Origin of the sequence: Aliivibrio salmonicida LFI1238 (assembly GCF_000196495.1) — a bacterium.
GTDB classification, from domain to species: domain Bacteria; phylum Pseudomonadota; class Gammaproteobacteria; order Enterobacterales; family Vibrionaceae; genus Aliivibrio; species Aliivibrio salmonicida.
Genome location: NC_011313.1, coordinates 726,692 through 753,243, shown reverse-complemented (window position 1 = coordinate 753,243; position 26,552 = coordinate 726,692). Strand labels below are relative to the sequence as shown.

The following is a 26,552-nucleotide window of genomic DNA, read 5'->3' as shown; positions in this document are numbered from 1 at the left end:
ATTATACTCTTGAGCGAATAAGAATGATGATGATTTGATTTCACATCGGTTTTACCTATTAATAAAATAGTTAGAAATGATTAGCATTCTTAAGATATACTTTTTAATATACTTGCTCACTTGATTTGTATCGGATAGTAAAATAATGGCAATCTCAGACTACAATACAATCGTAATTTTTGGTGCTTCTGGTGATCTTACTTATCGTAAGCTTATTCCTGCCTTGTATCACCTGTATGCTAGCAATCAATTACCAGCGTCGTTTTCTATTCTTGGTGTAAGTCGTACTCAGTATGATGACGATTCATATCGAGAGAAGTTGAAACAATCATTGCAAGAAATGGAAAAAACCGATCCTGCAACGTTAACGGCATTCTGTGAACACCTTCATTACCAAGCAATTAATACTTCTGACAAAGGAGACTATGGTCTGCTGGTAACCAAATTAGATGAAATTGCAGATAAATATCAAATAAAAGAACGAAATACGCTTTTCTATTTAGCAACGCCTCCAAGTTTGTACGGTGTTATCCCTGCATGTTTAGCGGCTCATGGCCTTAACGATGAATCAAATGGTTGGAAACGTCTTATCATTGAAAAGCCGTTTGGTTATGATTTGGAATCTGCGTTACAACTGGGTAAAGAAATTCATAAGTATTTTGAAGAGCATCAAATTTACCGTATTGATCATTACTTAGGTAAAGAAACCGTACAGAACTTATTAGTATTGCGTTTTTCAAACATTATGTTTGAGCCATTATGGAACCGAAATTTCATTGAGTATGTTGAGATCACGGGTGCAGAATCTCTTGGTGTTGAAGAGCGTGGTGGTTATTATGATGGCTCTGGTGCAATGCGTGATATGTTCCAAAACCATTTGCTACAAGTGCTTGCAATGGTTGGTATGGAATCGCCTTCAGCTATTAACGCCGATTCGATGCGTGATGAAATAGCGAAAGTGCTGCAAAGTTTACAACCAATTTCTGAAGATGACTTACGAAACAACCTCGTTTTGGGTCAGTACACTGAATCAGAAGTTCGAGGTAATTTATTACCAAGCTACCGTGATGAACATGGTGTTGATGATAATTCTCGTACTGAAACGTATGTTGGTTTGAAAATGTTTATTAATAATTGGCGTTGGAATGGGGTTCCATTCTATGTCCGTACTGGTAAACGTCTTCCGACTCGTGTGACTGAAGTTGTTATACATTTCAAGAAAACGCCACACCCTGTTTTTTCTAAAGATGCACCTGAAAACAAATTGGTTATTCGTATTCAACCAGATGAAGGCATTCAGATGCGTTTCGGCTTAAAAGAGCCGGGTTCTGGTTTTAAAGTAAAAGATGTTTCGATGGATTTTCATTATCAATCGCTAGCAGAAACAAACATGCTGACAGCGTATGAACGTTTGTTGATGGATGCACTTAATGGTGACGCGACTCTGTTTGCTCGCAGTGACGCCGTTAATGCATGTTGGAAGTTTGTACAGCCAATTCTTGATTTTAAGGAAGACCCTCAATCTTTATTTGGTTACGCTTGTGGTACGTGGGGACCAAAAGAAGCCGATCAGCTGCTAGAGCGCGATGATCGAGCGTGGCGCTTTCCTTGTAAAAATTTAACCGATACGGATTATTGCGAATTATGATAAATCATCAAATTTTAGAGACACCAGAACAAGTGGTTATTAGCCTGGCTGATGAGCTAAAGAGACTGAGTGAACAAGGTAAAACAGTACATGTGTCTCTCTCTGGTGGAAGCACGCCTAAGATGTTGTTTATGTTACTTGCTACTGATAAATATGCACAAAGCATTGAGTGGCAAAATCTGAACTTTTGGTGGGGAGATGAGCGTTGTGTTTCTCCTGATGATGCAGAAAGTAACTATGGTGAAGCGAATGAACTGTTGTTTTCTCACATTGTTATCCCCAGTGAGAATATTCACCGTATCCGTGGTGAAAATACACCAGAAGAAGAAGTGATTCGTTTTTCAAAAGAAATGGCAGAGTGCATCCCAACAGAAAATGGTATTCCAGTCTTTGACTGGATTCTATTAGGTGTTGGTGCTGATGGGCATACAGCTTCTCTTTTTCCACATGTTACTGATTATAATGATTCGAATCTTGCCATTGTTGCTGTTCATCCAGAATCAGGTCAGCGCCGAGTATCTAAAACAGCCAAAGTACTAGAGGCGGCAAAACGCATCAGCTACCTTGTTCTAGGCAAAGGAAAAGCAGAAATCGTACACGAAATTCACACAACACCAGCAAGTCAGCTGCCTTATCCCGCAGCAAATATCCAATCAACGTTGGGTACGACTGAGTGGTTTTTAGATTTGGACGCAGCAGCTCAAATTACTAATAAATAATGAATGCTGGAATAAACAAAGTTTAGGAGAGAAAAATGAAAGGTGATATTGGTGTAATTGGTCTTGCTGTAATGGGACAAAATCTAATTCTTAATATGAATGATCACGGTTTTAAAGTGGTTGCTCATAACCGTACAGCGACAAAAGTAGACGAATTCCTAGAAGGACCAGCAAAAGACACAAATATTGTTGGTGCTTATTCATTGGAAGAACTTGTTGAGAAACTAGAAACACCACGCAAAATTATGTTAATGGTACGTGCTGGTGACGTTGTTGATACATTTATTGATAACCTTGTTCCTTTACTAGATAAAGGCGACATCATTATTGATGGTGGTAACACAAACTTCCCTGATACAAACCGCCGAGTAGCTGCACTTAAAGAAAAAGGCATTTACTTTATTGGTACTGGTGTTTCTGGTGGTGAAGAAGGTGCTCGTTTTGGTCCTTCAATTATGCCTGGAGGCTCACCAGAAGCATGGCCATTTGTTAAGCCAATCTTCCAAGCTATCTCTGCAAAAACAGATGACAATGAACCATGTTGTGATTGGGTTGGTAACGACGGTGCTGGTCACTTTGTTAAAATGGTACACAATGGCATCGAATACGGTGACATGCAGCTAATCACCGAAGCATACCAATTCATGAAAGATGGTTTAGGTATGAATCATGATGAAATGCAATCTGTGTTTACTGATTGGAACGAGACTGAGTTAAATAGCTATTTAGTCGAAATTACAGCGGATATTCTTGGTTATAAAGACGAAGATGGTGAGCCGTTAGTTGAAAAAATCCTTGATACAGCCGGCCAAAAAGGTACGGGTAAATGGACGGGTATCAATGCACTTGATATGGGTATTCCACTGACGCTGATCACTGAATCTGTCTTCGCTCGTTGCCTATCTGCACTAAAAGATCAACGTGTTGAAGCAGAGCAATTGTTTGCTAAAACAACCGTTGCAGTTGAAGGCGATAAGCAAGTATGGATTGATGCGTTACGCCAAGCGTTACTTGCATCTAAGATTATTTCTTATGCTCAAGGTTTCATGTTAATGCGTGAAGCGTCAAATGAAAATGGTTGGGATCTAAATTACGGTAATGTGGCGCTAATGTGGCGTGGCGGTTGTATTATCCGTTCTGCTTTCTTAGGCAATATTCGTGATGCATATGATACGGATGCTGAACTGTCGTTCTTAGGTTCAGATGTTTACTTTAAGACTATTTTAGAAAACAGCTTAACTGCATGGCGTAAAGTTGCTTCTAAATCAATGGAAGTGGGAATTCCAATGCCTTGTATGACATCGGCATTAACGTTCTTAGATGGTTATACAACAGCCCGCTTACCCGCTAACTTACTGCAAGCACAGCGTGATTATTTTGGTGCTCATACTTATGAACGCTTAGATAAACCAAGAGGCGAGTTCTTCCATACTAATTGGACTGGTAAAGGTGGCGATGTTTCGTCAACAACTTATAACTCTTAGTCTGTATTATGTATAAATGAAAAAGCCCTTAACTTGTAATGAATTAAGGGCTTTTTTTTAATAGAGGCGTTTTCGGTATTTTTTAATAAAATAGCTACTTAAAAAACTGCCGATAGCAAGAGCGAGAGTAATTACTGGTGCGGCCATTAATACCATTGTTACGATTTTTGAAATGCGCTCAGGTAAGAAAGATAACGAATACCCAAAGCCTGTGAGCAGTAAAATCCAAATGATGGCACTAATCCACGCAAAATAATGAAAGCGTCGTACTTGCTTCATTCGTAAGCCCATCATTAATGGAAGAAGAGGGCGAACAACCGGAATAAAGCGCGCAACAAATAATGCTAATAATCCGTGTTTTGATAATAAATTATCAACGGTTTGTAGTCGGTTTTTTGGCACTGCGTTTATCCATGTTTGAATCATTGGAAACTTATGCAACCAACGACCTTGAATAAAAGCCAATTGACTGCCAATGGCTGCTGCCATGATAAGTCCAGTGACGATGACAGGGTAGCTAATTACATTTGCTGCAGCAAGAGATCCAGCAAGGATGACGACACTATCACAAGGGAGTGGGGCTGTAGGGATAAATGCGCTTTCTAGCCAAATGAATAAAATAAGGCAGAAGTAAATCATTGCAGCACTACTTGGATTTTGTAGTATTGCAAAATCTTGTTGCCAAAGGGCGGTTAAAATAGAAAGAAATGAATCAAACATCGCCATTCTCCAGACGAAATTCAAGTAGTTAGCTTGTTGGGTAAGAAAGATCGAGAGTAAGGTAAGTGGTTGATAAAGTCACTATAAATTTTCACTGTCATAAAAAGTTCACATAAATATGTGATTTATGTTTGTTATCTCAAAAAAATAAAATCTCGATACGATATTTTGGCTAGATTTGGTTATCAATAGGTTTAATTTTTTCTATGTGAGTGTTAAAAATGCCATGATCTTAAAAATGTACTTATAGACGAAATTTAAATACAAAGTGGTATTAATAATCAATGTAATTATTTTATTTGAAAATAAATATATATATGACAGTTTGCAATCAAATAAATACTTGTTTTTTGTTCGTAATCTTGGGGCTGAGTATTATAAATATAATTTACATTGTAATTTATGTAATAAACTATTGATTTAACTATAATTTGATTGGTGTTTTAATTAAGGTATATTTATAAACAAAGACGGTTCGATATTCAAGAGCCAGTTAAGTAGTCACGCAAAAGTTATTGTGAATTTTTCGCCGTAATAATTTAATATGTTTTTGATGTTAATACTGAGGTCTTCAAACGTTTTGAACGCTTCACATGGTAACCATTCATATTTTACTTTCTTCCACAATATCTCAATGATATTGAGCTCTGGAGAGTACGGTGGTAGATAACAAACTAATACATCATTCATCAACCACTCATGCAATTTTTGTTTAAATTTTGCTGACCTATGAAAAGAGGCATTATCTAAGATAATAAAGCATGGCTTATCGTTTTTTCGTGCGTTGATAAAGTGCTCAAATGCATCAATTACTGTATCGGTAGTTACTCTTCCTTCCGTTGTTTGAAAACTCAATTTACCTTGTCTACTTAAGAAGCCAAGAACATTGAGCCGTTTGCTGTGTGAATGAGCAGGCCTTAGCGATTGAACACCGATAGGTCCCCAACAATAAGGAAGATTAGATTTCTGACTAAAGCCTGACTCATCAAAATAAAAGAGTTCACATTTATTCGTACGTTCCATTTCAATCAATGAATTCAATATATTACTGAAATTATTGAATTTCATATCGTCACGCTTTAACTTTAATGAGTGTCGGGCTCTTTTGTAACTGTAATCACTTTTTTTATATTTCGTTTAATAGTGTCTAAGCTGGATTTTTTACCTGTTTCTTCTTCAAGTATTGCTTGTGCTCGTTTAAGTTGATGTGGCTCTTCATCAACCAATGACTTCAAACGATATACTTCTGCTTCTGTGTAAATAGGTTTTCTACCTATACGAACAGCGTCATACAATCCGAGCATTCCACAGGCTTCCCAATGGTCTATCCATGACGATATGGTCTCAAATTTAGCGTCTAAAATATCAGTTAACGCTAAAATAGAGTAGCCTTTATCACTGAGAATAATCGCATGTGCTCGTATTCTTACTCTATTTTTTGGATGATTAGCGATCGCTTCTTTTAGGGTTATTTTTTCATTGTCTGTTAAAGGATTAACTGCTTTCATTATGATATAGACACTGACGTTAAAATACTCATTTTAATACCATATGGATATATGGTAAAGGCGAAATCTTCATTCTCGAAAACTTATCATTAACTACTTAAGTACAAATAAAAGCACCGTAAATAGTAATGAATAAATAACAACCATTATAATGTTATTCTTAGGGCCGTATTTATGAATAAAGTACATGTGACAGCGTTGCTGATCAGTATTTTTCTCCCTGCATCATCAGCCAAAATAACACATTATATTGATAGCATGGGCTATTTCCAAGAATCAGAGAAACTTGCGTGGAACCTTAACTCTGCAACTTCATGTTACTTCACGACATCTTTCTCTACTGAGAGGGTATCTGGTGATGATCTTACCTCATTAACTTATTCATTAAGCAGTGATTAATTATCTGATCGTGCGGGTGTTAGCTTTGTGAGTGCGATGTATATTGATCTTGGTTATTTATTTTAAGTTGCTTAATGTGTTGTGATTTATCAGTTACAACCTTTTGTATAATGTCAGTCGTTTAAATAATTAAATTATGGTTATGTATGAGAAAAAACAGTAGATTCTATGACGATATTCATTTCCCTAAAGGGTTTAATAGAAAAGGATTTACAGTTAAAGAAGCTGAAGTCCTAAACTATCATGGAGTCACGATGAAAGGGCTTTTAAATGGCTCTTTAATACCGAATAGTAGTATAGAAAAACAATTTATTGATGATGTTAAAGATGGGAATAAAGAGGCATCCCTGCTTGCAAAATGCTGGTTGAAATACATAAACTTAAGTACAACGAAAACCAAGCTACATACATTATGTGGTAACCCATACGAGAATTAGGTTGGTTCCATTCTTAATTCGTTTATTGTTTATATATTGTTATAAATCAAGTTAAATAGAGTGGTATTTAATAAAGTAAGACATAAAGATATTATGTAATATATATTTCCACACAAAACTGTTACAGTGTAACTTTGGTCTGAATTATTGCAGTAGTGTTACTAAATGTCGTTCTTTTTAAGGCAAGGTACTTAACGATTTTTATTTTAATTTCATTGAATGGTTAATATAATTAAATATGTTTTAATTTATTCTATTATCCTTATTTTTTATTAGTAAGTTATTGACATTAAACATAAATAGGTTTATTTATGTTGAGTATATATTAGGTGATTATTAAGTGAGTAATATATGATTGTTAAACTTAATGAAATCTATTGGAATCCGATATCAAAAAAATTATACGATTCTTTAGATGATGCTGTTAGTTGTAAAAATGAATACGGTTCAACGACACCTTTAGTTTCGTCAATTTTGAATTTATTGATTCAAGAATACCCTTTAGTTTGTAAAAATGAAAATATAAAAAACATTTTATGGGGTACACAATGGATATCAAATGAAAGTATCCCTCAATTAATTAAATGAACTAGAGTTGCGATTAAAGATATAGATAGAGATGTTATAGAGAATATTAAAGGAAATGGATACAAAATAAATAAAGTAGAGAAAATTTCGCTACAGGTAGATATTCAAGAAGATGATATAGATGTATTAGTAGAAGAAGAGCCTAAAAAATTAATAGAACCATTAAGAATAACTAGAAATATTAATGAAAGAAAAAGCATCATCATACTTGGTTTTTTAATACTTATGTTCTCATTATCTAGTATTTCTTTAATTTATTGTATTGAGAAGCATGTCTTTTTTGATTTAGTACCATTAAGTGAAATCACAAAGATGAAGGATTTTAGCTTTACCCCATTATCGGAAGATAAATTCATACTAAAATCAAAGAAACAAGAGTGTGAACTTGATATAACGAATAAAATAGCTCGGTGTACGATATAAACTATGAAAATAAGAATTTCAAAAATATTACTATTAATTAGTATTATTAATCTATTGATAATCGTTGTATGGCATCAATTCTATAAAGTAGAACTTATTGGTACTATTGCGATTAATGAAAACAACGTTAAATACGTTAAATATCTAGATTCTGTTGATATTTTAAATACTCATTATAGTGATGATGCTTCTGTGTCATCGATTAGTGATGTCAGTAAATTTATTGTTGACTATGATTTATCTCAGGGGCAACTTTATGCATATGACGGCACGAATTACTATATATTTAATATATACTCATTAGGTGATTCTTGCTTTGTTACCCTACCAACGGCGAGTAAAAACCTGAAGAAAATAGGTTTTTTTTGTACATATAACAATTAATTTCACCATAACTTATTCATTTTATTAATGTTATGGTCTTATAATTAATTACAAGCGATTGTAATTAATTATAATTTGATTTTTACCTTAATTCCTGTAAATTCCGGCTTATTGGTGATGAGCTAAATATAACTTTAGTATCATCTCGTAAGAGTCTTTTTATCTAAGGTATTTACTTGATTTCTAATTGTTCCTTTTTATATCAGCCAAAAATCCAGAGTGGATTGTCTTTTTTCCAATGATGATCATGATTGAATTGCCGTTATTTATTTTGGTTGCTTCTGGTGTCTTTCGTTGGTCATGGAGTGCAGATAACAGTGAACCAACAGTCTTTCCCTCAATAAGTTTTATCATTACTTGTTATGGTGAAGGTGATGCGATTAGGCAAACGATTGATACGCTAGTTGAGCAAATATACCCCAACAATATTGAAATATTAGTTGTGGTCGATGGAGCAAAACAGAATCAAGATACATACCAAGCCGCTTTAGAGGGAGAAAATCGACATCATTCTCATAAAATGAGGTTGGTAAGGGTTGTGCCAAAATGGCAAAGAGGCGGGCGGGTTTCTACCTTAAATGCGGGTTTGTCTGAAGCTAAAAACGAATTAGTTATTAACGTTGATGGCGATACTTCGTTTGATAATGATATGGCATGGAAAATGGCCAAGCAATTTTCAGATCCAAATGTACTCGCATCTGGTGGGGCACTCCGTGTACGAAACTGGGATGCTAATTTTTTGACTCGAATGCAATCTCTTGAATACATGATGTCAATGCAGGCCGGTAAAACTGGAATGAGTAATTGGGGGGTATTAAATAATATCTCAGGTGCTTTTGGTGCATTTCGAATTAATGTAATTAAACAAGTGGGAGGCTGGGATACTCACACCGCTGAAGATCTTGATTTGACTATGCGCTTAAAGCAATACAAAGGGCGCCACCCAAGTAGTCGTTTAGCATTTACGCCTCACGCTGTTGGACATACTGATGCTCCTGATACCTTGAAAATATTAATAATGCAGCGTTTACGTTGGGATGGAGATCTACTTTTTTTATTTTTGAGAAAGCATAAGCAAGGATTAAATCCAAGATTATTAGGGTGGGGAAATTTTATTTATACGTTGGTGTATGGGATATTACAAAATGTAGTATTACCGTTATTAATGGTTATCTTTAGCCTATATATGGTAATCACTTATCCTATGACCGTAGTATTATCAATGTTAATGTGTATATATCTAGTTTATATAACATTCATTATTTTTATGATTTATATTTGTTTAGTATCAGAGCGATCTAAAGAAGATATTAAGTTGTCTATTTGGTTACCAATATATCCGTTGTATGCGTTATTTATGAGAATGATTACTGCATTTTCAATGATTAATGAGATAACGAGAAGAAGTCATGAAGAATCAAGTATGGCCCCATGGTGGGTTCTTAAACGTGGAAAACGGTTTTAGACATTATGAAAGTTAAATTTCACTTAGAAAAAAATAAACAGCCAACGACCGATAATGGAATGAAGGTATTGTATGGTAATGCAAAAAGAAGTGGTTACCGTATACGTTGGTATGCCATTTTAGCATTGGTATTAAGCCCAATATTTGCGATGTTATATTACTTTTTTCAACAATACGTATTAACGATTGCACCCGGTATCATCACGACAGAACCTGTGATATTAACTGCATCTCAAGATGCAGTTGTTGAATCTATTAATATAAAAGAAGGTGACGAGGTTTCAAGTAATCAATTTTTAATGGAGCTAAAAGATTCTGCTTTAGATAATGACATCATTTTTTTAAGACATGAATTGAAAAAAATAAAGGTTAATAACAAAATTAAAAAAGATAACTTAACATATTATACTCTAGCAATAGATAATGCTAAGTCTAGTTTTATTAATATAAATAGAATAAAAATAAATTATGATAAATATATAAAAGAAGGAAAAGTATCTCAGGTTGATTACGCTGCTATTCTTGGGATGTATAGTAATGCTCAGAATTTAGTAACAAATGCTAATATAATGTATTCGAAAGCTAAAATTGATGATAATCAAAGGGATATTGCAGGTGCTATCGCTGGAGTGATTCGAAATTTAAATAAAGAATTAGTGACTAAATTAAGTCAATATGATTCTCTTTTTATACGTTCACCTTACATTGGTAATATTGTTGAAATTAATGCGGTCATAGGGCAAAGAGTTAAAGAGGGGGATTATTTAGCAACAGTTTCATCAAAGTTACCCCCATTTGTCATTGCGTATTTAAACCCAAAATACATCGATAAAGCGAAAGAGGGCTCATTAGTCACCATTATTTTACCAAGTGGAGTTCGCCTAAAAGGAGAAGTATCTCTGGCGATTAAAACGGCATCGAAATTACCAACTCAGTTAGCCAAACCTTTTGAGGGCACCAAGGCTCTACTTAAAGTAAAGGTTGATATTATCAATGAGTTGAATGGAGTTTCTTGGGTGGAGGGTATGCCAGTTAATGTCTCGTTTTAGTTAATTACAATAATATAATTAAGCGATAACCCTCTGTAATTAATTATAATTGGTAATGTAAAGCATTGATCATTAACATTACTATTGTTGATTAACACGCTTGTGTATTTTTATGCTCTACCTAGAGTAAGCTTATGCCATTAAAATAATAATTATTATGGAATAATAAAGTAATGAAAATAGATTATGATTTTCTAATAAATAAAATATAAAATATAAAATATAAAATATAAAATATAAAATATAAAATATAAAATATAAAATATAAAATATAAAATATAAAATATAAAATATAAAATATAAAATATAAAATATAAAATATCAGATTCATGTGAAGTATTAGAGTTTGCGGTTAAAAAAGATCCTTTACTTATGATAAAGAATGAAAGTTCAATCATTAAATTAAATTAACTGAATTGAATGAGTGGTTAATCAATGAATTGACTCATTCTAAATTTAGTAATAAAAATTATGAAAAAATAGTCAACCAATGTATTAAGTTTAAAAAGATACTTAATAACTTGAAGGTTAATTAAATATATAAATAGTATAATGGTTTAATTTACGGATTTTACGTAGTATGACCAATTTAATTTAAGTAAGGTAAAAAGGTTTAGTAAATGAAAAATATTTCATTAAGAAGTAAAATATTATTCTTAGTCGGATTTAATGCAATAGGTCTATTTGTTGCATTAAATATTATTTATATTAATTATGTTGATAATGATAAGACCGAACAGTTTTTATTTAGACAAGTGATTGAATCATCAGAAATGTTTGACTCATTTGAAAAGAAACTAATTTCGTTAAGAAGAGCCGATTTAGCGCTTATATCCATTAGATTTGAAAATGATAATGATATCAAAGAGCGTGACCAATTAATTTATGATATGAGCTCTCTTTTAGACTCATATCGAACTTTTGATTTGGACGTAATAAAAAAAGAAAAAACAAGATTAGATACGTTAAATAATGAAATTAACACTTATATTAAATACATTAACGAAATAAAAAGTAATAGAATATCTGAACCAAGAAATAAATTAGTGAGTGATAGCCTTGTCGTTTTTAGTGAAATAAATAATAATATTAATGAATTATCTACTAAGATTGATGTTTTCTTAGAAGACTATAGACAAAATTCAAAACAAGAACGTTTAGATACATTATATTTTGCTATGTTTATCATTATCACAATAATATTCATTTCTATCGTGAGTGGGTTCTATATATCGAGAGACCTAAATCGTCGTATTGCTCTCATTAATACTTCGTTGGAACGATTTATTACTTTAGACCTTCGTAACGGAAAAGTGTGTGATTTTATTGATAGTAAAGATTTTGTGAATGATGAAATCGGTAGCATCATGATATCTATACGATCTTTCCGATTAAAAATAGTTACTGTGATTAATGCTGTTAAAGAGAGTATTGAGGTAAGTAATGACGCTTTTGAGTTAATGAACAAACAATCAATAGATAATGAAAAGGCAATTACACAGCAGCTTAATTCTGTTGATATGTTAGCGACAGCTATTAACGAAATGCAGTGTGCATCAAATGAGATTGCTAATAATATTAGTAATTCTGCTAACTTTACAACAGATGCATCTAAAGAATGTAACCAAACTAAGCAAATAGTTTCAGATACTTCTGAATTTATCAGTGTCGCATCGACCGAAATTGATGAATGTAATGTGCTGATTTCTGAGTTACGTAATGACAGTAATAAAATCACTAGTGTGTTAGATATGATCAGTAACATTGCAGATCAAACAAACTTGCTCGCATTAAATGCGGCTATCGAAGCAGCAAGAGCTGGTGAGCAGGGAAGAGGCTTTGCAGTCGTTGCTGATGAAGTAAGGGTGTTAGCTCAAAAGACACAACATTCTACGATTGAAATTAATCAAATTATTTCTAACTTACAATCTAAAACACTCGATGTAAGTGAAAAAATGGAATTAAGTCAGAATACAATTAAAGAATGTGTTGATAAGTCTGTTGTATCGAGAAGAAATATTGAAATTGTAGATAATAACTTAAATTCTATTTCAGATATGAGTCATCAGATTTCAACAGCAAGTGAAGAACAAACTTGTGTTATTGAAGAAATTAACGGAAATGCGGTAAACGTAAGAGATATGTCTCAAGTTTGTATGGAGATTTCAAATGTGATTTCTGAGCAAGTTGAAAGCATGAACGAGAGTATTTCTTCGTTATCAAAAAACATAGACCAGTTTACTTTGTAGATTAACCAGTAAGAGCTTAGAGTGAATCTAAGCTCTTACTCATTTATTATGATGAACTGTCAATAATTAACCGTCATTTATCCAATAAAGCTAATGTACGCTTGTAGAATGATTAAGTTAGTTATATCAATGAAGAAGGCTCCGACAATTGGAACCACCATAAAGGCTTGAGGGGAAGGGCCAAATCGAGACACTAATGACCCCATATTCATAACCGCTGTTGGTGTTGCTCCTAATCCAAATCCACAATGACCACCTACCATTACCGCTGCATCATAGTTTGATCCCATCACCCTGAAGGTTACAAAGTAAGAGAAAAGCGCTAAGACTACCGTTTGAACGGATAAGATAATCAAGAAAGGAATGGCAAGGTCAAAAATATTCCACAATTTTAAGCTCATTAATGCCATTGCTAAGAAAAGTGATAAACAAACCGTACCCAAAATATCTACGGTTATCGTATCAATTTTGTGGATTTTAGTCACTTCCGTTAGGTTCGTGATGAAAACACCAATAAATAAAGCGTAAACAAAATCAGGAATTTTAAGCCAAGAAATACCAAAACTATCCACAAAATTACTGAGGTGCTCAGAGCCGACAACACAAAGGAGTAATATGAATAACGTCTCGATGACTTTTTTAGAGGTTACTTTATCTTCTTCTCTTTCATTATAAGTGACTAATTCAGGAAAACGAGCATGAGTATCTGTACCTACGGCGTACTCAGACTCTAATTTGTGTTTATGAATTAATTTTTGTGCGATTGGACTCCCGATCAACCCCCCCATAATCAAACCAAAAGTCGCTGATGCCATAGCAAGCTCTAAAGTGTTTAAATTGTACGTGTCAGCAAAGGTCTGAGACCAAGCTGCACCCGTTCCATGGCCGCCTGATAATGTGATTGAACCTGCAATAAGTCCCATCAGAGGATCCAATCCCATTGCGGTTGCTAAACTAACACCAACGGCATTTTGAATTAAAATATAGAAAGACGCGACGGCTAAGAATAGGAAGACTTTAGATCCCCCCTTAAGCAGTTGTGTGTAATTGGCTGCCAATCCTACGGTACTAAAAAACATAAGCATGAATATGTTTTGCAATGGTAATGAGAACTCAAGACTTATCCCTTGAAAATGCAAAAGGGTAATAGCAAAAGCAACAATTAATCCACCGACGATAGGTTCTGGTATGTTGTATTTCTTAAATAAGTTAATTTTTGAATTAATGAAATGACCAAGAAAAAGCACAGCGATAGCAATCAAGAACGATTCTAAAGCGCCAATAGATAAAGTGTTTGTCATAGTGTCTCGAGGTATGGTTATTAACCAATAGGTGTTGGGTATGAACGATCGAGATTATGATAAGTTATTGATAAAGTCACTATAAATATTCACTGTCATAAAAAGTTCATATATCTAATTTAAGCCATGATTAAGAGGGGTATTTATTCTGCTCGATATAAAAGTAAAGAGGGTGGGTGCTGAGTAATAAATAAAAAGGCTGAATGAGAAAATCATTCAGCCTTTCTTGTAAGCGCATTATAGTGCGAATATTTTAATTACGTTGTAACTTAACCAATAAAGCTAATGTAAGTTTGTAGAATAATTAAGTTCACTATATCAATAAAGAAAGCACCAACAATTGGAACTACCATAAAGGCTTGTGGCGATGGACCAAAGCGAGACACTAAAGAGCCCATATTCATTACTGCTGTTGGTGTTGCTCCTAATCCAAAGCCACAATGGCCACCAGCCATAACAGCGGCGTCATAGTTTGACCCCATTACTCTGAAAGTGACAAAGTAAGAGAAGAAAGCAAGAACAACGGTTTGAACCGATAAAATAATAAGAAGTGGAATCGCAAGATCAAAGATGTTCCACAATTTTAAACTCATTAATGCCATTGCTAAGAACAGAGCCAACGAAACGGTTCCTAAGATATCAACAGTTTCAGTATCAATCTTATGGATTTTTGTTACCTCAGTAATATTAGTGATGAAAACACCAATAAATAAAGCGTAAACAAAATCAGGAATTTTAAGCCAAGCAATATCAAAGCTGCCTACAAAATCACTTAAATGGCCAGCGCCTACAACACAAATGAGTAGAATGAATAAGGTTTCGGTCACTTTTTTTGCCGTCACTTTTTCTTCTTCTCGTTCATTGTAAGTGACGAGTTCAGGAAAGCGGGTATGGGTATCCACACCGGTGCCATATTCTGATTCTAATTTATGTTTATGAATCAATTTTTGTGCAATCGGGCTACCGATTAAGCCACCCATAACCAAACCAAAGGTCGCAGATGCCATTGCTAGCTCTAGCGTGTTTAGATGATAAGTTTCAGCAAACGTTTGGGACCAAGCAGCACCCGTACCATGACCACCAGATAAAGTGATCGAACCAGCAATAAGACCCATTAATGGATTTAAGCCCATAGCACTTGCTAAACTAACACCAACTGCATTTTGAATAATGATATAGAAAGAGGCAACAGCAAGGAATAAGAATACCTTTGTTCCGCCTTTTATCAGTTGTGTATAGTTCGCTGCTAAACCGACAGTACTGAAGAACATCAACATGAATGTACTTTGTAGCGGCAATGAAAACTCAAGATTAATCCCTTGAAAATGCAAAGCGGTAATAGCAAAAGCGACGATTAATCCGCCAACAATGGGTTCTGGAATATTGTATTTCTTAAAAAACACAACTTTAGAGTTGATTAGGTGGCCTAGAAAAAGTACGGCGATGGCAATTAAAAAAGATTCTAGTGCGCCGATAGATAGAGTGTTTGTCATAGTACCTCGAAGTTCAAATATCAAACCAATAGGCTGTCCTAGTAATACGAAAGTACGAGAATAAATTAAAAATTTATGTATTTAAATTCACTTACTGGATTGATATTGTTTAATTTCAGGAGCGGATAGTAGCACTTTTTTGCTGCGGTTTGGGTTGCCTTAATGTAAAAAATATAATAATACTGTTAATGGCTGATGAAATTAGGTGTATATACTTGATTATTCATCATAAAAAAGAACAATACTGCCACCACGAAGAGCACTCCCGACATTAAAAGTAAACCCAATGCCTACATTATCTACTAAATCGATCCATTTACGCGTATCGATTAACCATGCAATATTGAACTCATAATAATAATCGGTTCCGAGTGGCTTATTTACATCGCCGCCAAGATCAACACGTTTGGCTTTTAGGTACAATACTTGAGCAAACTGGTTCCATCGGGTCATGTTGTAACGTAATTGTACGCTATTTACAAAACGCCACACCTCAGGATGAACCTCTGAGCTGTAGTCTGATGAACCACCAAAACCTTGTCCGTTAGCATAATGATAACTGTTGTTAAAACGCCACTCTCCCCATGGCGCGACTTTTTTATATTCGAAGCTCATTTTAGGTTCAATCATAAATACATTCGTGGATACGTTATAAAAGACACCATCTAAAGCGGGAGAAAACTTTTGGCTGTACACACTATTGTAGCTGTGTGAATTACGGTAATGCATCAAGTGTAGTGCAGTACCAAATGAGATGGTCCAATTTTCTGCAAAAATATAATTTTGAGCGTATTCGGAATACAGCCCGAACACTTCATCAACATCTGAATCAGGGATCGCTTTATTTTGAAACTTGACATCAATGTCGGTATTGACGTAAGAGGCTCTTACCGTTATCTCATGAGACCATAAAGAATCTGCATCATCATTTAATGTGAAGGTGTATGGCAACGAATAAACCGTCATTTGATTTCGTAATTGAACGGAGTCTGAACTTCCTAATCCGTTATCTGGATTTTCATCTTTAGAAATGTATCTATTGGGATTAAAATCTGCAATCCCGAAGGTGATCATGTTGCTGTCGGAGAGAACAAGAGCCGTCTTCAAACTGTTGTGCAGGCGTGAATTCACGAGCTGAGGCTTTATTTATTGTGTGAATAAACAGAAAAGCAATAAGTAAAGAAAATAGGCCTCGCGTCATTCGTGTACCCTTTAAAAAATCATCTCTATAATTTAGTCTAAAATAATGGTTTATTCCACTAAAAATCAGAGTGTTATTACCTATTTTCCTAAAACTGATAAGACAATGTATAAATAAAAAAGCACGCCATTACATTTGCGTAAAGTAGCGTGCTTTAAGGTAACGTATTTATAACCTATTGCTTATTTTATAAAGCCACCAGTTTGATGGGTCCATAATTGGGCATAAATACCGCCGAACTCAACGAGTTCTTTATGGGTTCCTTGCTCAACAACTTGGCCTTGGTCCATGACAATTAAGCGATCCATTGCGGCAATCGTTGATAGACGATGAGCAATAGCAATAACGGTTTTTCCTTCCATTAATTCATCTAGGCTGTCTTGAATAGCGGATTCTACTTCAGAATCAAGTGCAGAGGTTGCCTCATCTAAAATCAATAGAGGGGCATCTTTTAACAACACGCGAGATATAGCAACTCGTTGGCGTTGACCACCAGAGAGTTTCACTCCTCTTTCACCAACTTGTGCATCATAGCCAGTACTGCCATAAGAATCCGTTAAGGTTTCTATAAACTCATGAGCTTGTGCTTGTCTGGTTGCTGCAAACAACTCTTCATCAGACGCATCAGGACGACCATATTTGATATTGTCACGAATAGAGCGATGAAGTAGGGAAGTATCTTGGCTCACCATGCCTATCTGACTACGTAGTGAATCTTGAGAAACATCGCGAATATCATGGCCATCAATAGATATAGACCCTGATTCAATATCATGGAAACGAAGTAACAAGTTCACTAATGTTGATTTACCAGCACCAGAACGTCCCACCAACCCTATTTTTTCTCCCGGTTTGATATCAAGGTTTAGATTATTAATAACTCCTTTGTTCTCGCCATAATGGAAGTTAACATTCTTAAATTGAATATTTCCATGCTTAACAGAAAGCTCTGTAGCGTCAGGTTTATCATTGATGGTAATTGGTTTGGATAAGGTATTCATTCCATCCGTCACCGTGCCTAGGTTTTCAAATAGGGAGCTTATTTCCCACATGATCCAATGAGACATACCATTGATACGTAACGCTAAACTGATCGCAATCGCAATAGCCCCAACAGATAACTCATTATCAATCCACAGCATGATAGAAACCGCGGTAATTGAGAAGACTAATAAGTAGTTAATGATCTCTACAGAGATATTAATGCCAGTAGCTAAACGCATTTGTTTATGAACCGTCACTAAAAAATCGTCCATGCCTTCTTTCGCGTATTCAGTTTCGCGCTTACTGTGGCTGAACAATTTGATCGTATTGATGTTGGTGTAACTGTCGACAATGCGTCCTGTCATTGTAGAACGAGCATCGGCCTGCTTCTCTGAAACGGCTTTCATTCTAGGGACGAAGTAAAATTGAATTGCAATGTATGCCGCAAGCCAAATAAGCATAGGTAACATGAGACGCCAATCTGCCTTTCCTACCATCACAATCATGGAGGTAAAATAAACAGAAATATAGATAAGCACATCAAGTAGCTTCATTACGGTTTCACGGACCGATAATGAGGTTTGCATTACTTTTGTTGCAATACGACCAGCAAAATCATCTGAATAAAAAGAAACACTTTGTTTTAAAAGGTATCGATGCGCTTGCCAGCGAATAGCCATTGGATAATTACCCAATAACGTTTGGTGTGTAATTAATGAATGCATCAAGATTAAAATTGGCATTCCAATAACAACAAGAATACCTAACCACATTAAGGTTTGTCCTTCCTGTGCTAAAAAGGTGTCTCTGTTATGAGTGGATAGCCAATCAACTAATTGCCCCATAAACCCAAAAAGAGACACTTCAACCATGGCGATGATAGCACTAAGTACTGACATGCCGATTAAAGGAACTCCGAACCCTTTGGTGTAATGGCGACAAAAAGCATACAACCCTTTTGGTGGTTGTTCTGGTTCTTGTTCAGGGAAAGCGGTAGTGATCCGCTCAAAGAATTTAAACATACTTTAAGCCTATAATTATAAAGAAATTGTTTGTTTAATCTAATGAATGATTAAACAAGGAATACGTGTGCAGATTTTGCTTTCTACATGCCGTTAACATAACCTAAATAGCGTATTTATGTAATCAATTTTGTAAATTAAATCAACGCGTTTAGATAAATAAGTGGTCGCAAGGGACATGAAAGAGGTATGATAAAAGAAATACAAATTATGATGGTTAAACCAATGAAAAAGATCCCAACAAATATTATTACCGGTTTCTTAGGGGTAGGGAAAACAACCACTATCTTGCAGTTATTGAAGAACAAACCTGAAGGCGAATCTTGGGCTGTTTTAGTCAATGAATTTGGTGAGGTGGGTATTGATGGTGCTTTCTTATCTGAAGCAGGGGCATTAATAAAAGAAGTGCCTGGTGGTTGTATGTGTTGTACTGCTGGTTTACCTATGTCAGTTGGGATTAATGCGCTATTGCGTCAAAAACCAGATCGTTTAATCATTGAGCCAACAGGCTTAGGGCATCCTAAAAAGATCATTGCGATTCTCCAATCTGAAAACTATGAAAAATACATTGATTTAAAATCAACCATCGGGCTTGTAGATCCTCGAAATTTGTCGGATGAGAAGTACACCAGCAATCAAAATTTTAATGACCAACTCGGTATTTCTGATGTGATCGTGGCAACGAAAATGGACATGGCTTCAGACTACGATAAATGTTTATTTTCTTCATGGGCAAAATCGTTACCTCATCAACCAAAGACTGCAACGATCAATCATGGTGAACTGCCTTTACATTGGTTAGATGAAGACAGAACGGTTGAATTGACGATAGAAGAGCATCATCACCATCATGCAGAGCAAGATATTGTGGAAATGATACTGGAACCTGGACAAAAATTTCTTCGTAAAGAAAATAAGGGTCAAGGCTATGTTAGCTGTGGTTGGTTCTTTGGTGCGGAATCGGTATTTGATTTTGATGAGCTGTTTTCGATGTTGTCGGATTTGAATGCTGAGCGAATTAAAGCGGTAATGAACACGAACAAAGGCTTTTATGCTTTTAATGTGGCAAATCGTGTGGTGTCAGTCAATCAGTTAAGTCTTGATGGCATGGAATCAAAACTAGAAGTGATTGATACTCAATTATTGCCTTGGGACACGTTAGAAGAAGTATTACTGAGTTTATTGATTAACGATAAAGAGTAAGAATGTTGTTTTTATTAATATAAATGCATAAAAAAGAGACCTATGATTGGTCTCTTTTTTATTGGAGCTAAAAGAATTAACGTTTATTTTTTAAGTAACGCTTACGACGTTCTTCTTTTTTCTTAATCTGTAATTCAATTTTTAACGCAGCATCACGCTCAACTTGTTCTAATTCAGCTGAAATCATTTCAGGTCGTTCTAGAGTCAATTGACCTAATGTACCAGAGCGAAGTTCATGAAGTAGAATTTCAGACGCTTTGTAGATATTGATTCGTCCACCAGATTGTAAACAACCACGACTGCGACCAATGGCTTCCATTAATTCTAAATCGTTATCTGGCAAATCTTCTAAATTGTAACGCTCTTTTAAACGTTCTGGATATTGCTGTGCTAGATACTCAACGGTATAGAAAGCAACTTCATCGTATTCCATTGCCGTATCTTTTACCGCACCAGTTGCAGCAAGACGGAAACCACTGTGTGGGTTCTCTACTTTTGGCCACAAAATCCCTGGGGTATCAGAAAGAACCACACCATTTTGAAGATTAATTCGTTGTTGGCGACGTGTTACTGCTGGTTGGTTACCCGTGATTGCAATCATTCGGCCAGCAAGTGTATTAATGATGGTTGATTTCCCTACGTTTGGGATACCCATGATCATAGTACGTACATTTTTACCCATCGCTTCACGGTGTGGAACTAATTTACGGCATCTTTCCATAATTTTATGGATTTCATCTGGGTTGTTAGTTGTCACTGCCATTGCTGTGACACCTTGCTCTTTCTCAAGATGCTCAATCCAAAGTTGAGTCACTTCTGGATCAGCTAAATCACGCTTGTTCAATACTTTAATACAAGGCTTATCTTGACGTAGAGAGGCGATCATTGGATTCTCACTACTGAAAGGGATACGAGCATCAAGTACTTCAATGATCACATCCATTTTAGGGATCACTTCTGCGATCTCTTTTTGAGCTTTGTGCATGTGGCCCGGGTACCATTGAATGGACATAGCGTGAATCCTTTAAAAATCAAAAACGCTATTTTAACGGCAAAGTAGCAAGAGTAAAGGGAAGTTACGCTGTGTGGTGGTTTTGTTGTAATGACGCTAATTTGATTAAGTAATAACCTTGAAAGTCAAAAATGGTAAAAATAAGGTGGTTGGTTAATCAAACGTTACTTATATTTTTGTAAGTGTCGCAATTAATGACTTAAATTATTAGTAAGTTATTGAAATGATGACATACAACTGGTTTACTTGTTACAAGTAACATTGATTGAGAGTTTTATGAGTAATTTACATACACAGCGTAAAACGCGACCGACATTACAAGACATCGCTGACCGGGTTGGCGTGACAAAAATGACGGTTTCTAGGTTTATTCGTGATCCGAATTCGGTCGCAGAAAAAACGCGCGAAAAAATATCCGCGATGATTAATGAGCTTGGCTATATTCAAAACCGCGCTCCAGCAATGTTATCTAAATCTTCCAGTAAAGCGATTGGCATTCTTCTCCCATCTTTATCTAATCAAGTTTTTGCCAATTTAGTTCAAGGTATTGAGCAAGTCACGAAAGAACGTGGTTATCAAACACTGATTGCGCATTGTAATTATGATGAATTAGAAGAAGAGGAACAAATTTCATTTCTACTTTCATATCAAGTGGATGGTTTGATCTTAACAGAAACGAAACATACTGATAGAACTCGTCAAATGCTTAAGTCCGCGGGCGTTCCTGTTGTTGAAACGATGGAATTACCAGAAAACCCAATAGACATGGCGGTAGGGCTGGATCATATGGAGGCTGCATACCATGTAGTGACCCAAATGATAGCCAGTGGCAAACGTCATATTATGTATTTTGGGGCTCGTTTAGATACTCGAACGAAGCTGCGCCGACAAGGGTATGATAAAGCAATGATCGAAGCTGGTTTGCTTGCTCGTCATATTTTGACTGATGAACATTCAAGTTTTACGTTAGGTGGAGCCTTGTTAATTGAAGGGCTTGAGCTTATGCCTGAGCTTGATGGTATCTTTTGTACTAATGATGATATCGCTATTGGTGCAATGATGGAATGTGCGCATAGAGGTATTTCGGTTCCTAATGACATCAGTATTGTAGGTTATAATGCGTTAGATATTGGTCAAGCTATCTCGCCAAGACTGGTTAGTGTTGATACGCCTCGCTTTGACATTGGTAAAAAAAGTGCAGAATTATTATTAGATGCTTTAGCGAATAAAAGACAAGATCAGAAAGTGGTCGATATGGGCTTTTCATTGACTGAAGGCGATAGTCTGTAATCAATGACAACGTAAGATAATCATAGATATAAAAGAGGGCTTATTATGAATAAGCCCTCTTTTATTTATTGGTGTTTTTTATTTAGAGACTCATTTAGCTATACAAGAATGAGGCGCCTTCATCAGCACCAGAGACGTTATCTCTAAATACTTTAAAAATGTCTCTTCCCCATGTTTGCTGGCTTAGTTCTGTATCACAGTGCTCAATTGCTCTAAGGTTCGTATCTGAAAGATTATTAACGGTACCTTGCGTTGCATCTAGGCGGATAATATCACCTTCTTGAATTAAGCTGATTGCACCACCACGAAGAGCTTCTGGAGACATGTGAATTGCTGCTGGGATTTTCCCTGATGCACCAGAAAGGCGACCGTCAGTCACTAAGGCAACTTGGTAACCTGATTTTTGAATGTTACCTAAAATTGGCATCAGTTTGTGAAGCTCTGGCATCCCATTCGCTGCTGGGCCATTGAAACGGACAACTACGATACAATCTTGATTTAGTTCCCCACGTTTATAGGCGGCTTCGACCTCATGCTGGCAATGAAATATTTTCGCTGGCGCTTCAATAATGCGATGTTGTTCAGCAACGGCTGAAACTTTGATAACAGATTTACCAAGGTTTCCTGATAGCATTTTGATGCCACCAGAACGTTGGAATACAGAACCTGATGAGGCGATGACCGCAGGATTGGTTGTTTCTCCACAGTCATGCCATTCTAGCTTATTATCAATTAAGCTTGGACGCTTCATGTAGTCAGAAAAATCACCAAAAGCGGGCAGTGCATCGGTATTTAGTAACCCATTTTCATTCAAACGCTTCATTAGCATTGGTACGCCACCAGCACGTTCAAATTCATTGATATCAGCAGATCCATTTGGATAAACATTAACAAGAAGTGGAACAATATCAGATAAGTCGCTGAAATCTTGCCATGTAAGATGAATGCCCGCCGCGCGAGCCATCGCCACAAGATGAATAGTGTGGTTTGTACTGCCACCAGAGGCGAGTAAAGCAACGACACCATTAACAACGCTTTTTTCTGTAATGACATCACAAAGAGGGCGATAATTTGATGAATCAGCGGTCATTGATGCAATACGTATTGTTGCGTGTTCTGTTAATGCGTCACGTAATTCGGTATGAGGAGCAACAAAAGCGGAGCCGGGAAGCATTAATCCCATCGCTTCAAAAACGAGTTGATTTGTATTTGCTGTACCATAAAACGTACAAGTTCCCGGGGAATGATAAGAACCGCATTCCATTTCTAATAAAGCATCACGTCCGATTTTACCTGCTGCATATTTTTGACGAACATCTACTTTCTCATCATTAGTGACGCCGGTAGACATAGGGCCCGCAGGTATAAAAGCGGTAGGTAAATGAGCATACGTTAATGCGCCCATGACCTGTCCAGGTGCTATTTTGTCACAAATACCGAGTAATAACGTGCCATCAAACATGTTATGGCTTAATGAGAATGCCGTTGCTTGTGCAATTAAATCACGAGAGAAAAGAGACATATCCATGCCTGCTTGTCCTTGTGTTACACCGTCACACATAGCAGGGACACCTCCTGCTATTTGAGCTGTGTGCCCATACTGCGCCAAGATTTGTTTAATTTGGTCAGGGTAAGTTTTGTAAACTTGGTGTGCGCTAAGCATGTCGTTATAAGCGGTAATGATCGCTAAATTCATGCTTGTTAAATTCAGAATGTTTGCTTTTTCAGTAGAACAAGACGCGGCAACGGCGTGAGCTAAATTACCGCAAGAGAGTGACGCTTTTCCTTTCCCACTTAGTTTTTGTTCTTCTGTTTTTTTCATGAAAGCAGCGCGAAGGGTTTGGCTACGCTCTGTAATTCGTTGAGTTACCGAAATAATCGTTTTATGAATCATAGTGCTACCTTTATGCTGTTGTTTTATCTTTTAGATCATTTAGCGCCACAATAGAATGCTTAACGATGGTATCAATGTCAGTGTCTATATCGACAACGGCTACTTGATCTTCATTATCAGGGCGCTCTAATGTATTAAATTGGCTTTCTACCATATTAGATTTCATAAAATGGCCCTTACGTGCGGTCATTCGACTCATGATCAGATCAAAACTGCCATCAAGAAAAAGGAAGGTTACATTTTGGTTTCCATCGCGGATTTGATCTCGGTAACTTTTTTTCAACGCTGAACACACAATAATGCCTTGTTCATTCTTACTTTCTAAACTGAATGCAGCGTCACGGATACGCTCTAACCAAGGCTTACGATCATCGTCATTAAGTGGCTCGCCACGTGACATTTTTTGTATGTTAGCTTTTGGATGTAGGTCATCGCCGTCAATAAATTTTGCGCCAAGGTGCTGTGCTATTTTTTCGCCAATCGTACTTTTACCACTTGCACACACACCCATTACTATAATGCTGTTACCACTCATACTGACTCCTGTTTAGTAATCTGAGCGAGATCTCATTTTTGATAGATACTGATAAATTTAACTTTATATTATTTAAGTTACGGGTAACATGTTACCCGTAACTCTTAGGGCTGTAAACTAAAAATAACCAATAATAAATACAATATTTAGGTGGATAAAATGGAATTGATTAGTCAAAGTAGTGATCCTGTTTACTTGTTATCAATCGCGGTATGTTCAATTATCGCGTTGCTAATATTAATAATGAAGTTAAGAATTCATGCGTTCGCAGCATTGACATTAGTTAGCTTAGGTACCGCTCTGGCAGCGGGTGTTTCTGTTGATAATGTTGTACCAACAATGATGTCTGGTTTTGGTGGCACTCTTGCTTCTGTAGCTCTGCTTGTTGGTCTTGGGGCGATGATTGGTAAAATATTAGAGGTGACTGGCGGGGCGAAAGTGCTGGCAGATACACTGATTAATCGTTTTGGTGAAGATAAAGCGCCACTGGCGTTAGGGGTTGCCTCTTTACTGTTTGGTTTTCCAATTTTCTTTGATGCAGGCTTAATCGTAATGATGCCTATCATCTTTAGTGTTGCCAAACGCTTTGATGATTCACCAATAAAATACGCATTGCCTTCTGCGGGTGCATTCGCGGTTATGCATGCGTTTGTGCCTCCTCATCCTGGTCCTGTTGCTGCATCTGAATTATTGGGCGCGGATCTTGGCTTACTATTAATGGTTGGTATTCTTGTTGCGATTCCAACATGGTATTTTGGGGCGTACTTATTTGGTCTATACGCAGGTAAAAAATTCAATATTCCATTGTCGAAAGGAATATTCGGATCAGACGTTATTATTGATGAAGATAAATTACCTAAATTTACGACAGTACTTGCGATTCTAGTGATGCCAGTATTGCTTATTTTTATGGATACCGGATTAAGCACGCTTGCCGTTGCTGGTGTTATTGATGGTAAAGCGGCATTAGTTGAATTCTTGCGTATGCTAGGTAAAACCCCGGTAGCACTTCTTATTACGCTATTAACTTGTTTGGCTGTATTTGCAAAAGATTACGGTATGAAACAGTTAGAGAAACTGTGCGGCGATTCTTTAGCTCCAATTTGTGCGGTGATTTTGGTCACCGGTGCTGGTGGCATGTTTGGTGGAGTATTGCGTGCTAGTGGTATTGGGGAAGCACTGGCAGGTGTGTTATCGGATACGGGAATGCCAATTATTCTTGCTGCATTTTTAATATCTACTTGTTTACGAGTGGCTCAAGGCTCTGCAACTGTTGCTCTTACGACAACGGCAGCTCTTATTGCACCTATTGTTGCTCAAACGGCGGGCTTAAGTGAATTTGACTTATGTTTCATTGTCATCGCGATTGCTGGTGGTGCAACGGTGTTGTCTCACTTTAATGATTCAGGTTTCTGGTTGGTTTCTCGTTTGCTTGATATGGATGAGAAAACAACACTTAAAACATGGACAGTAATGGAAACATTACTTGGAACGATTGCATTTGCGATTGTGGCTGTCCTAAGCGTTATCTTATAAGGTTAAAA

General features: G+C 36.2%; 22 protein-coding genes. 13 read left to right on the top strand and 9 right to left on the bottom strand.

The annotated features are described in order from the left end of the window. Positions 1-145: 145 nt before the first annotated feature. The 3 genes from zwf to gnd are packed head-to-tail and all read left to right on the top strand — an operon-like array spanning position 146 to position 3,851. The gene (gene zwf, locus VSAL_RS19610) at positions 146-1,648 is read left to right on the top strand and encodes a glucose-6-phosphate dehydrogenase (protein ID WP_012551995.1); all 1,503 of its coding nucleotides are present in this window, start codon (positions 146-148) and stop codon (positions 1,646-1,648) included. Next, positions 1,645-2,367: a 6-phosphogluconolactonase gene (gene pgl / locus VSAL_RS19605; RefSeq protein WP_012551994.1), complete on the top strand. Its 723-nt coding sequence runs from the start codon at positions 1,645-1,647 to the stop codon at positions 2,365-2,367. Before zwf ends, pgl begins: the two co-directional genes overlap by 4 nt. Positions 2,368-2,402: 35 nt before the next feature. Continuing rightward, on the top strand, positions 2,403-3,851 hold the full coding sequence (gene gnd, locus VSAL_RS19600; RefSeq protein ID WP_012551993.1) for a decarboxylating NADP(+)-dependent phosphogluconate dehydrogenase: 1,449 nt from the start codon (positions 2,403-2,405) through the stop codon (positions 3,849-3,851). A 57-nt stretch (positions 3,852-3,908) separates the two neighbouring features. Here gnd and VSAL_RS19595 read toward each other — a convergent pair whose 3' ends face one another. Both VSAL_RS19595 and VSAL_RS23030 read right to left on the bottom strand, forming a co-directional pair. After that, a complete protein-coding gene (locus VSAL_RS19595; RefSeq protein WP_044583584.1) occupies positions 3,909-4,571 on the bottom strand; it encodes a DedA family protein in 663 nt (220 codons plus the stop codon). Between the two features lie 501 nt (positions 4,572-5,072). After that, a protein-coding gene (locus tag VSAL_RS23030; protein WP_085941784.1) for an IS630-like element ISVsa8 family transposase occupies positions 5,073-6,079 on the bottom strand; the annotation gives its coding sequence in 2 pieces (ribosomal slippage) (positions 5,073-5,701 and positions 5,701-6,079; 1,008 coding nt in all). 174 nt (positions 6,080-6,253) lie between these two features. Between VSAL_RS23030 and VSAL_RS19580 the strand changes: the two genes are divergently transcribed. The 7 genes from VSAL_RS19580 to VSAL_RS19550 all read left to right on the top strand — a co-directional run bounded on the left by VSAL_RS19580 (position 6,254) and on the right by VSAL_RS19550 (position 13,073). Beyond that, entirely contained in the window at positions 6,254-6,478 is a 225-nt protein-coding gene (locus VSAL_RS19580) for a hypothetical protein (RefSeq protein ID WP_012551991.1), read from the top strand. A 146-nt stretch (positions 6,479-6,624) separates the two neighbouring features. Continuing rightward, complete coding sequence (locus VSAL_RS19575; RefSeq protein ID WP_012551990.1) at positions 6,625-6,915, top strand: DUF413 domain-containing protein; 291 nt, start codon at positions 6,625-6,627, stop codon at positions 6,913-6,915. Between the two features lie 351 nt (positions 6,916-7,266). Next, positions 7,267-7,503 carry a hypothetical protein gene (locus VSAL_RS24135; RefSeq protein ID WP_269447623.1) on the top strand — a complete coding sequence of 79 codons (237 nt, stop codon included), beginning with the start codon at positions 7,267-7,269 and terminating at the stop codon, positions 7,501-7,503. Between the two features lie 477 nt (positions 7,504-7,980). Continuing rightward, on the top strand, positions 7,981-8,310 hold the full coding sequence (locus VSAL_RS19565; protein ID WP_269447622.1) for a TcpH protein: 330 nt from the start codon (positions 7,981-7,983) through the stop codon (positions 8,308-8,310). A gap of 238 nt (positions 8,311-8,548) precedes the next feature. Next, complete coding sequence (locus VSAL_RS19560; RefSeq protein WP_231850930.1) at positions 8,549-9,775, top strand: glycosyltransferase family 2 protein; 1,227 nt, start codon at positions 8,549-8,551, stop codon at positions 9,773-9,775. Positions 9,776-9,780: 5 nt separating this feature from the next. After that, positions 9,781-10,824, top strand: coding sequence for an HlyD family secretion protein (locus tag VSAL_RS19555; protein WP_012551987.1), 1,044 nt, complete (start codon positions 9,781-9,783; stop codon positions 10,822-10,824). A gap of 620 nt (positions 10,825-11,444) precedes the next feature. Continuing rightward, complete coding sequence (locus VSAL_RS19550) at positions 11,445-13,073, top strand: methyl-accepting chemotaxis protein (protein WP_012551986.1); 1,629 nt, start codon at positions 11,445-11,447, stop codon at positions 13,071-13,073. A gap of 77 nt (positions 13,074-13,150) precedes the next feature. Here the strand turns inward: VSAL_RS19550 and gltS (VSAL_RS19545) are convergent, their stop codons facing one another. The 4 genes from gltS (VSAL_RS19545) to VSAL_RS19530 all read right to left on the bottom strand — a co-directional run bounded on the left by gltS (VSAL_RS19545) (position 13,151) and on the right by VSAL_RS19530 (position 19,074). Beyond that, on the bottom strand, positions 13,151-14,374 hold the full coding sequence (gene gltS, locus VSAL_RS19545; RefSeq protein WP_012551985.1) for a sodium/glutamate symporter: 1,224 nt from the start codon (positions 14,372-14,374) through the stop codon (positions 13,151-13,153). A 269-nt stretch (positions 14,375-14,643) separates the two neighbouring features. Further along, entirely contained in the window at positions 14,644-15,867 is a 1,224-nt protein-coding gene (gltS, locus tag VSAL_RS19540; protein WP_012551984.1) for a sodium/glutamate symporter, read from the bottom strand. A 219-nt stretch (positions 15,868-16,086) separates the two neighbouring features. Next, the gene (locus VSAL_RS19535) at positions 16,087-16,998 is read right to left on the bottom strand and encodes a Solitary outer membrane autotransporter beta-barrel domain (protein WP_012551983.1); all 912 of its coding nucleotides are present in this window, start codon (positions 16,996-16,998) and stop codon (positions 16,087-16,089) included. Positions 16,999-17,250: 252 nt separating this feature from the next. Beyond that, positions 17,251-19,074: an ABC transporter ATP-binding protein gene (locus tag VSAL_RS19530; RefSeq protein ID WP_012551982.1), complete on the bottom strand. Its 1,824-nt coding sequence runs from the start codon at positions 19,072-19,074 to the stop codon at positions 17,251-17,253. Positions 19,075-19,299: 225 nt separating this feature from the next. Between VSAL_RS19530 and VSAL_RS19525 the strand changes: the two genes are divergently transcribed. Beyond that, positions 19,300-20,277: a CobW family GTP-binding protein gene (locus tag VSAL_RS19525; RefSeq protein ID WP_044583656.1), complete on the top strand. Its 978-nt coding sequence runs from the start codon at positions 19,300-19,302 to the stop codon at positions 20,275-20,277. 76 nt (positions 20,278-20,353) lie between these two features. Here the strand turns inward: VSAL_RS19525 and ylqF are convergent, their stop codons facing one another. Continuing rightward, entirely contained in the window at positions 20,354-21,289 is a 936-nt protein-coding gene (ylqF, locus tag VSAL_RS19520; RefSeq protein WP_012551980.1) for a ribosome biogenesis GTPase YlqF, read from the bottom strand. 276 nt (positions 21,290-21,565) lie between these two features. Here ylqF and VSAL_RS19515 point away from each other — a divergent pair, with 276 nt between their 5' ends. Continuing rightward, positions 21,566-22,579 (top strand): LacI family DNA-binding transcriptional regulator, encoded by a 1,014-nt coding sequence (locus tag VSAL_RS19515; protein ID WP_012551979.1) that lies wholly within the window; start codon positions 21,566-21,568, stop codon positions 22,577-22,579. A gap of 94 nt (positions 22,580-22,673) precedes the next feature. On the opposite strand, the gene edd is transcribed toward VSAL_RS19515, so the two are convergent. Beyond that, positions 22,674-24,473 (bottom strand): phosphogluconate dehydratase, encoded by a 1,800-nt coding sequence (gene edd, locus VSAL_RS19510; protein WP_012551978.1) that lies wholly within the window; start codon positions 24,471-24,473, stop codon positions 22,674-22,676. Positions 24,474-24,483: 10 nt separating this feature from the next. Then, on the bottom strand, positions 24,484-25,008 hold the full coding sequence (locus VSAL_RS19505) for a gluconokinase (RefSeq protein ID WP_012551977.1): 525 nt from the start codon (positions 25,006-25,008) through the stop codon (positions 24,484-24,486). A 159-nt stretch (positions 25,009-25,167) separates the two neighbouring features. Between VSAL_RS19505 and VSAL_RS19500 the strand changes: the two genes are divergently transcribed. Beyond that, on the top strand, positions 25,168-26,544 hold the full coding sequence (locus VSAL_RS19500; RefSeq protein ID WP_012551976.1) for a GntP family permease: 1,377 nt from the start codon (positions 25,168-25,170) through the stop codon (positions 26,542-26,544). The last annotated feature ends 8 nt before the right edge of the window (positions 26,545-26,552 follow it).

What these genes read in the sequence shown, in the direction of transcription:
- zwf (WP_012551995.1), top strand. Translation starts at nt 146, where the DNA reads ATGGCAATCTCAGACTACAATACAATCGTAATTTTTGGTGCTTCTGGT.
- pgl (WP_012551994.1), top strand. Translation starts at nt 1,645, where the DNA reads ATGATAAATCATCAAATTTTAGAGACACCAGAACAAGTGGTTATTAGC.
- gnd (WP_012551993.1), top strand. Translation starts at nt 2,403, where the DNA reads ATGAAAGGTGATATTGGTGTAATTGGTCTTGCTGTAATGGGACAAAAT.
- VSAL_RS19595 (WP_044583584.1), bottom strand. Translation starts at nt 4,571, where the DNA reads ATGTTTGATTCATTTCTTTCTATTTTAACCGCCCTTTGGCAACAAGAT.
- VSAL_RS19580 (WP_012551991.1), top strand. Translation starts at nt 6,254, where the DNA reads ATGAATAAAGTACATGTGACAGCGTTGCTGATCAGTATTTTTCTCCCT.
- VSAL_RS19575 (WP_012551990.1), top strand. Translation starts at nt 6,625, where the DNA reads ATGAGAAAAAACAGTAGATTCTATGACGATATTCATTTCCCTAAAGGG.
- VSAL_RS24135 (WP_269447623.1), top strand. Translation starts at nt 7,267, where the DNA reads ATGATTGTTAAACTTAATGAAATCTATTGGAATCCGATATCAAAAAAA.
- VSAL_RS19560 (WP_231850930.1), top strand. Translation starts at nt 8,549, where the DNA reads ATGATGATCATGATTGAATTGCCGTTATTTATTTTGGTTGCTTCTGGT.
- VSAL_RS19555 (WP_012551987.1), top strand. Translation starts at nt 9,781, where the DNA reads ATGAAAGTTAAATTTCACTTAGAAAAAAATAAACAGCCAACGACCGAT.
- VSAL_RS19550 (WP_012551986.1), top strand. Translation starts at nt 11,445, where the DNA reads ATGAAAAATATTTCATTAAGAAGTAAAATATTATTCTTAGTCGGATTT.
- gltS (WP_012551985.1), bottom strand. Translation starts at nt 14,374, where the DNA reads ATGACAAACACTTTATCTATTGGCGCTTTAGAATCGTTCTTGATTGCT.
- gltS (WP_012551984.1), bottom strand. Translation starts at nt 15,867, where the DNA reads ATGACAAACACTCTATCTATCGGCGCACTAGAATCTTTTTTAATTGCC.
- VSAL_RS19530 (WP_012551982.1), bottom strand. Translation starts at nt 19,074, where the DNA reads ATGTTTAAATTCTTTGAGCGGATCACTACCGCTTTCCCTGAACAAGAA.
- VSAL_RS19525 (WP_044583656.1), top strand. Translation starts at nt 19,300, where the DNA reads ATGAAAAAGATCCCAACAAATATTATTACCGGTTTCTTAGGGGTAGGG.
- ylqF (WP_012551980.1), bottom strand. Translation starts at nt 21,289, where the DNA reads ATGTCCATTCAATGGTACCCGGGCCACATGCACAAAGCTCAAAAAGAG.
- VSAL_RS19515 (WP_012551979.1), top strand. Translation starts at nt 21,566, where the DNA reads ATGAGTAATTTACATACACAGCGTAAAACGCGACCGACATTACAAGAC.
- edd (WP_012551978.1), bottom strand. Translation starts at nt 24,473, where the DNA reads ATGATTCATAAAACGATTATTTCGGTAACTCAACGAATTACAGAGCGT.
- VSAL_RS19505 (WP_012551977.1), bottom strand. Translation starts at nt 25,008, where the DNA reads ATGAGTGGTAACAGCATTATAGTAATGGGTGTGTGTGCAAGTGGTAAA.
- VSAL_RS19500 (WP_012551976.1), top strand. Translation starts at nt 25,168, where the DNA reads ATGGAATTGATTAGTCAAAGTAGTGATCCTGTTTACTTGTTATCAATC.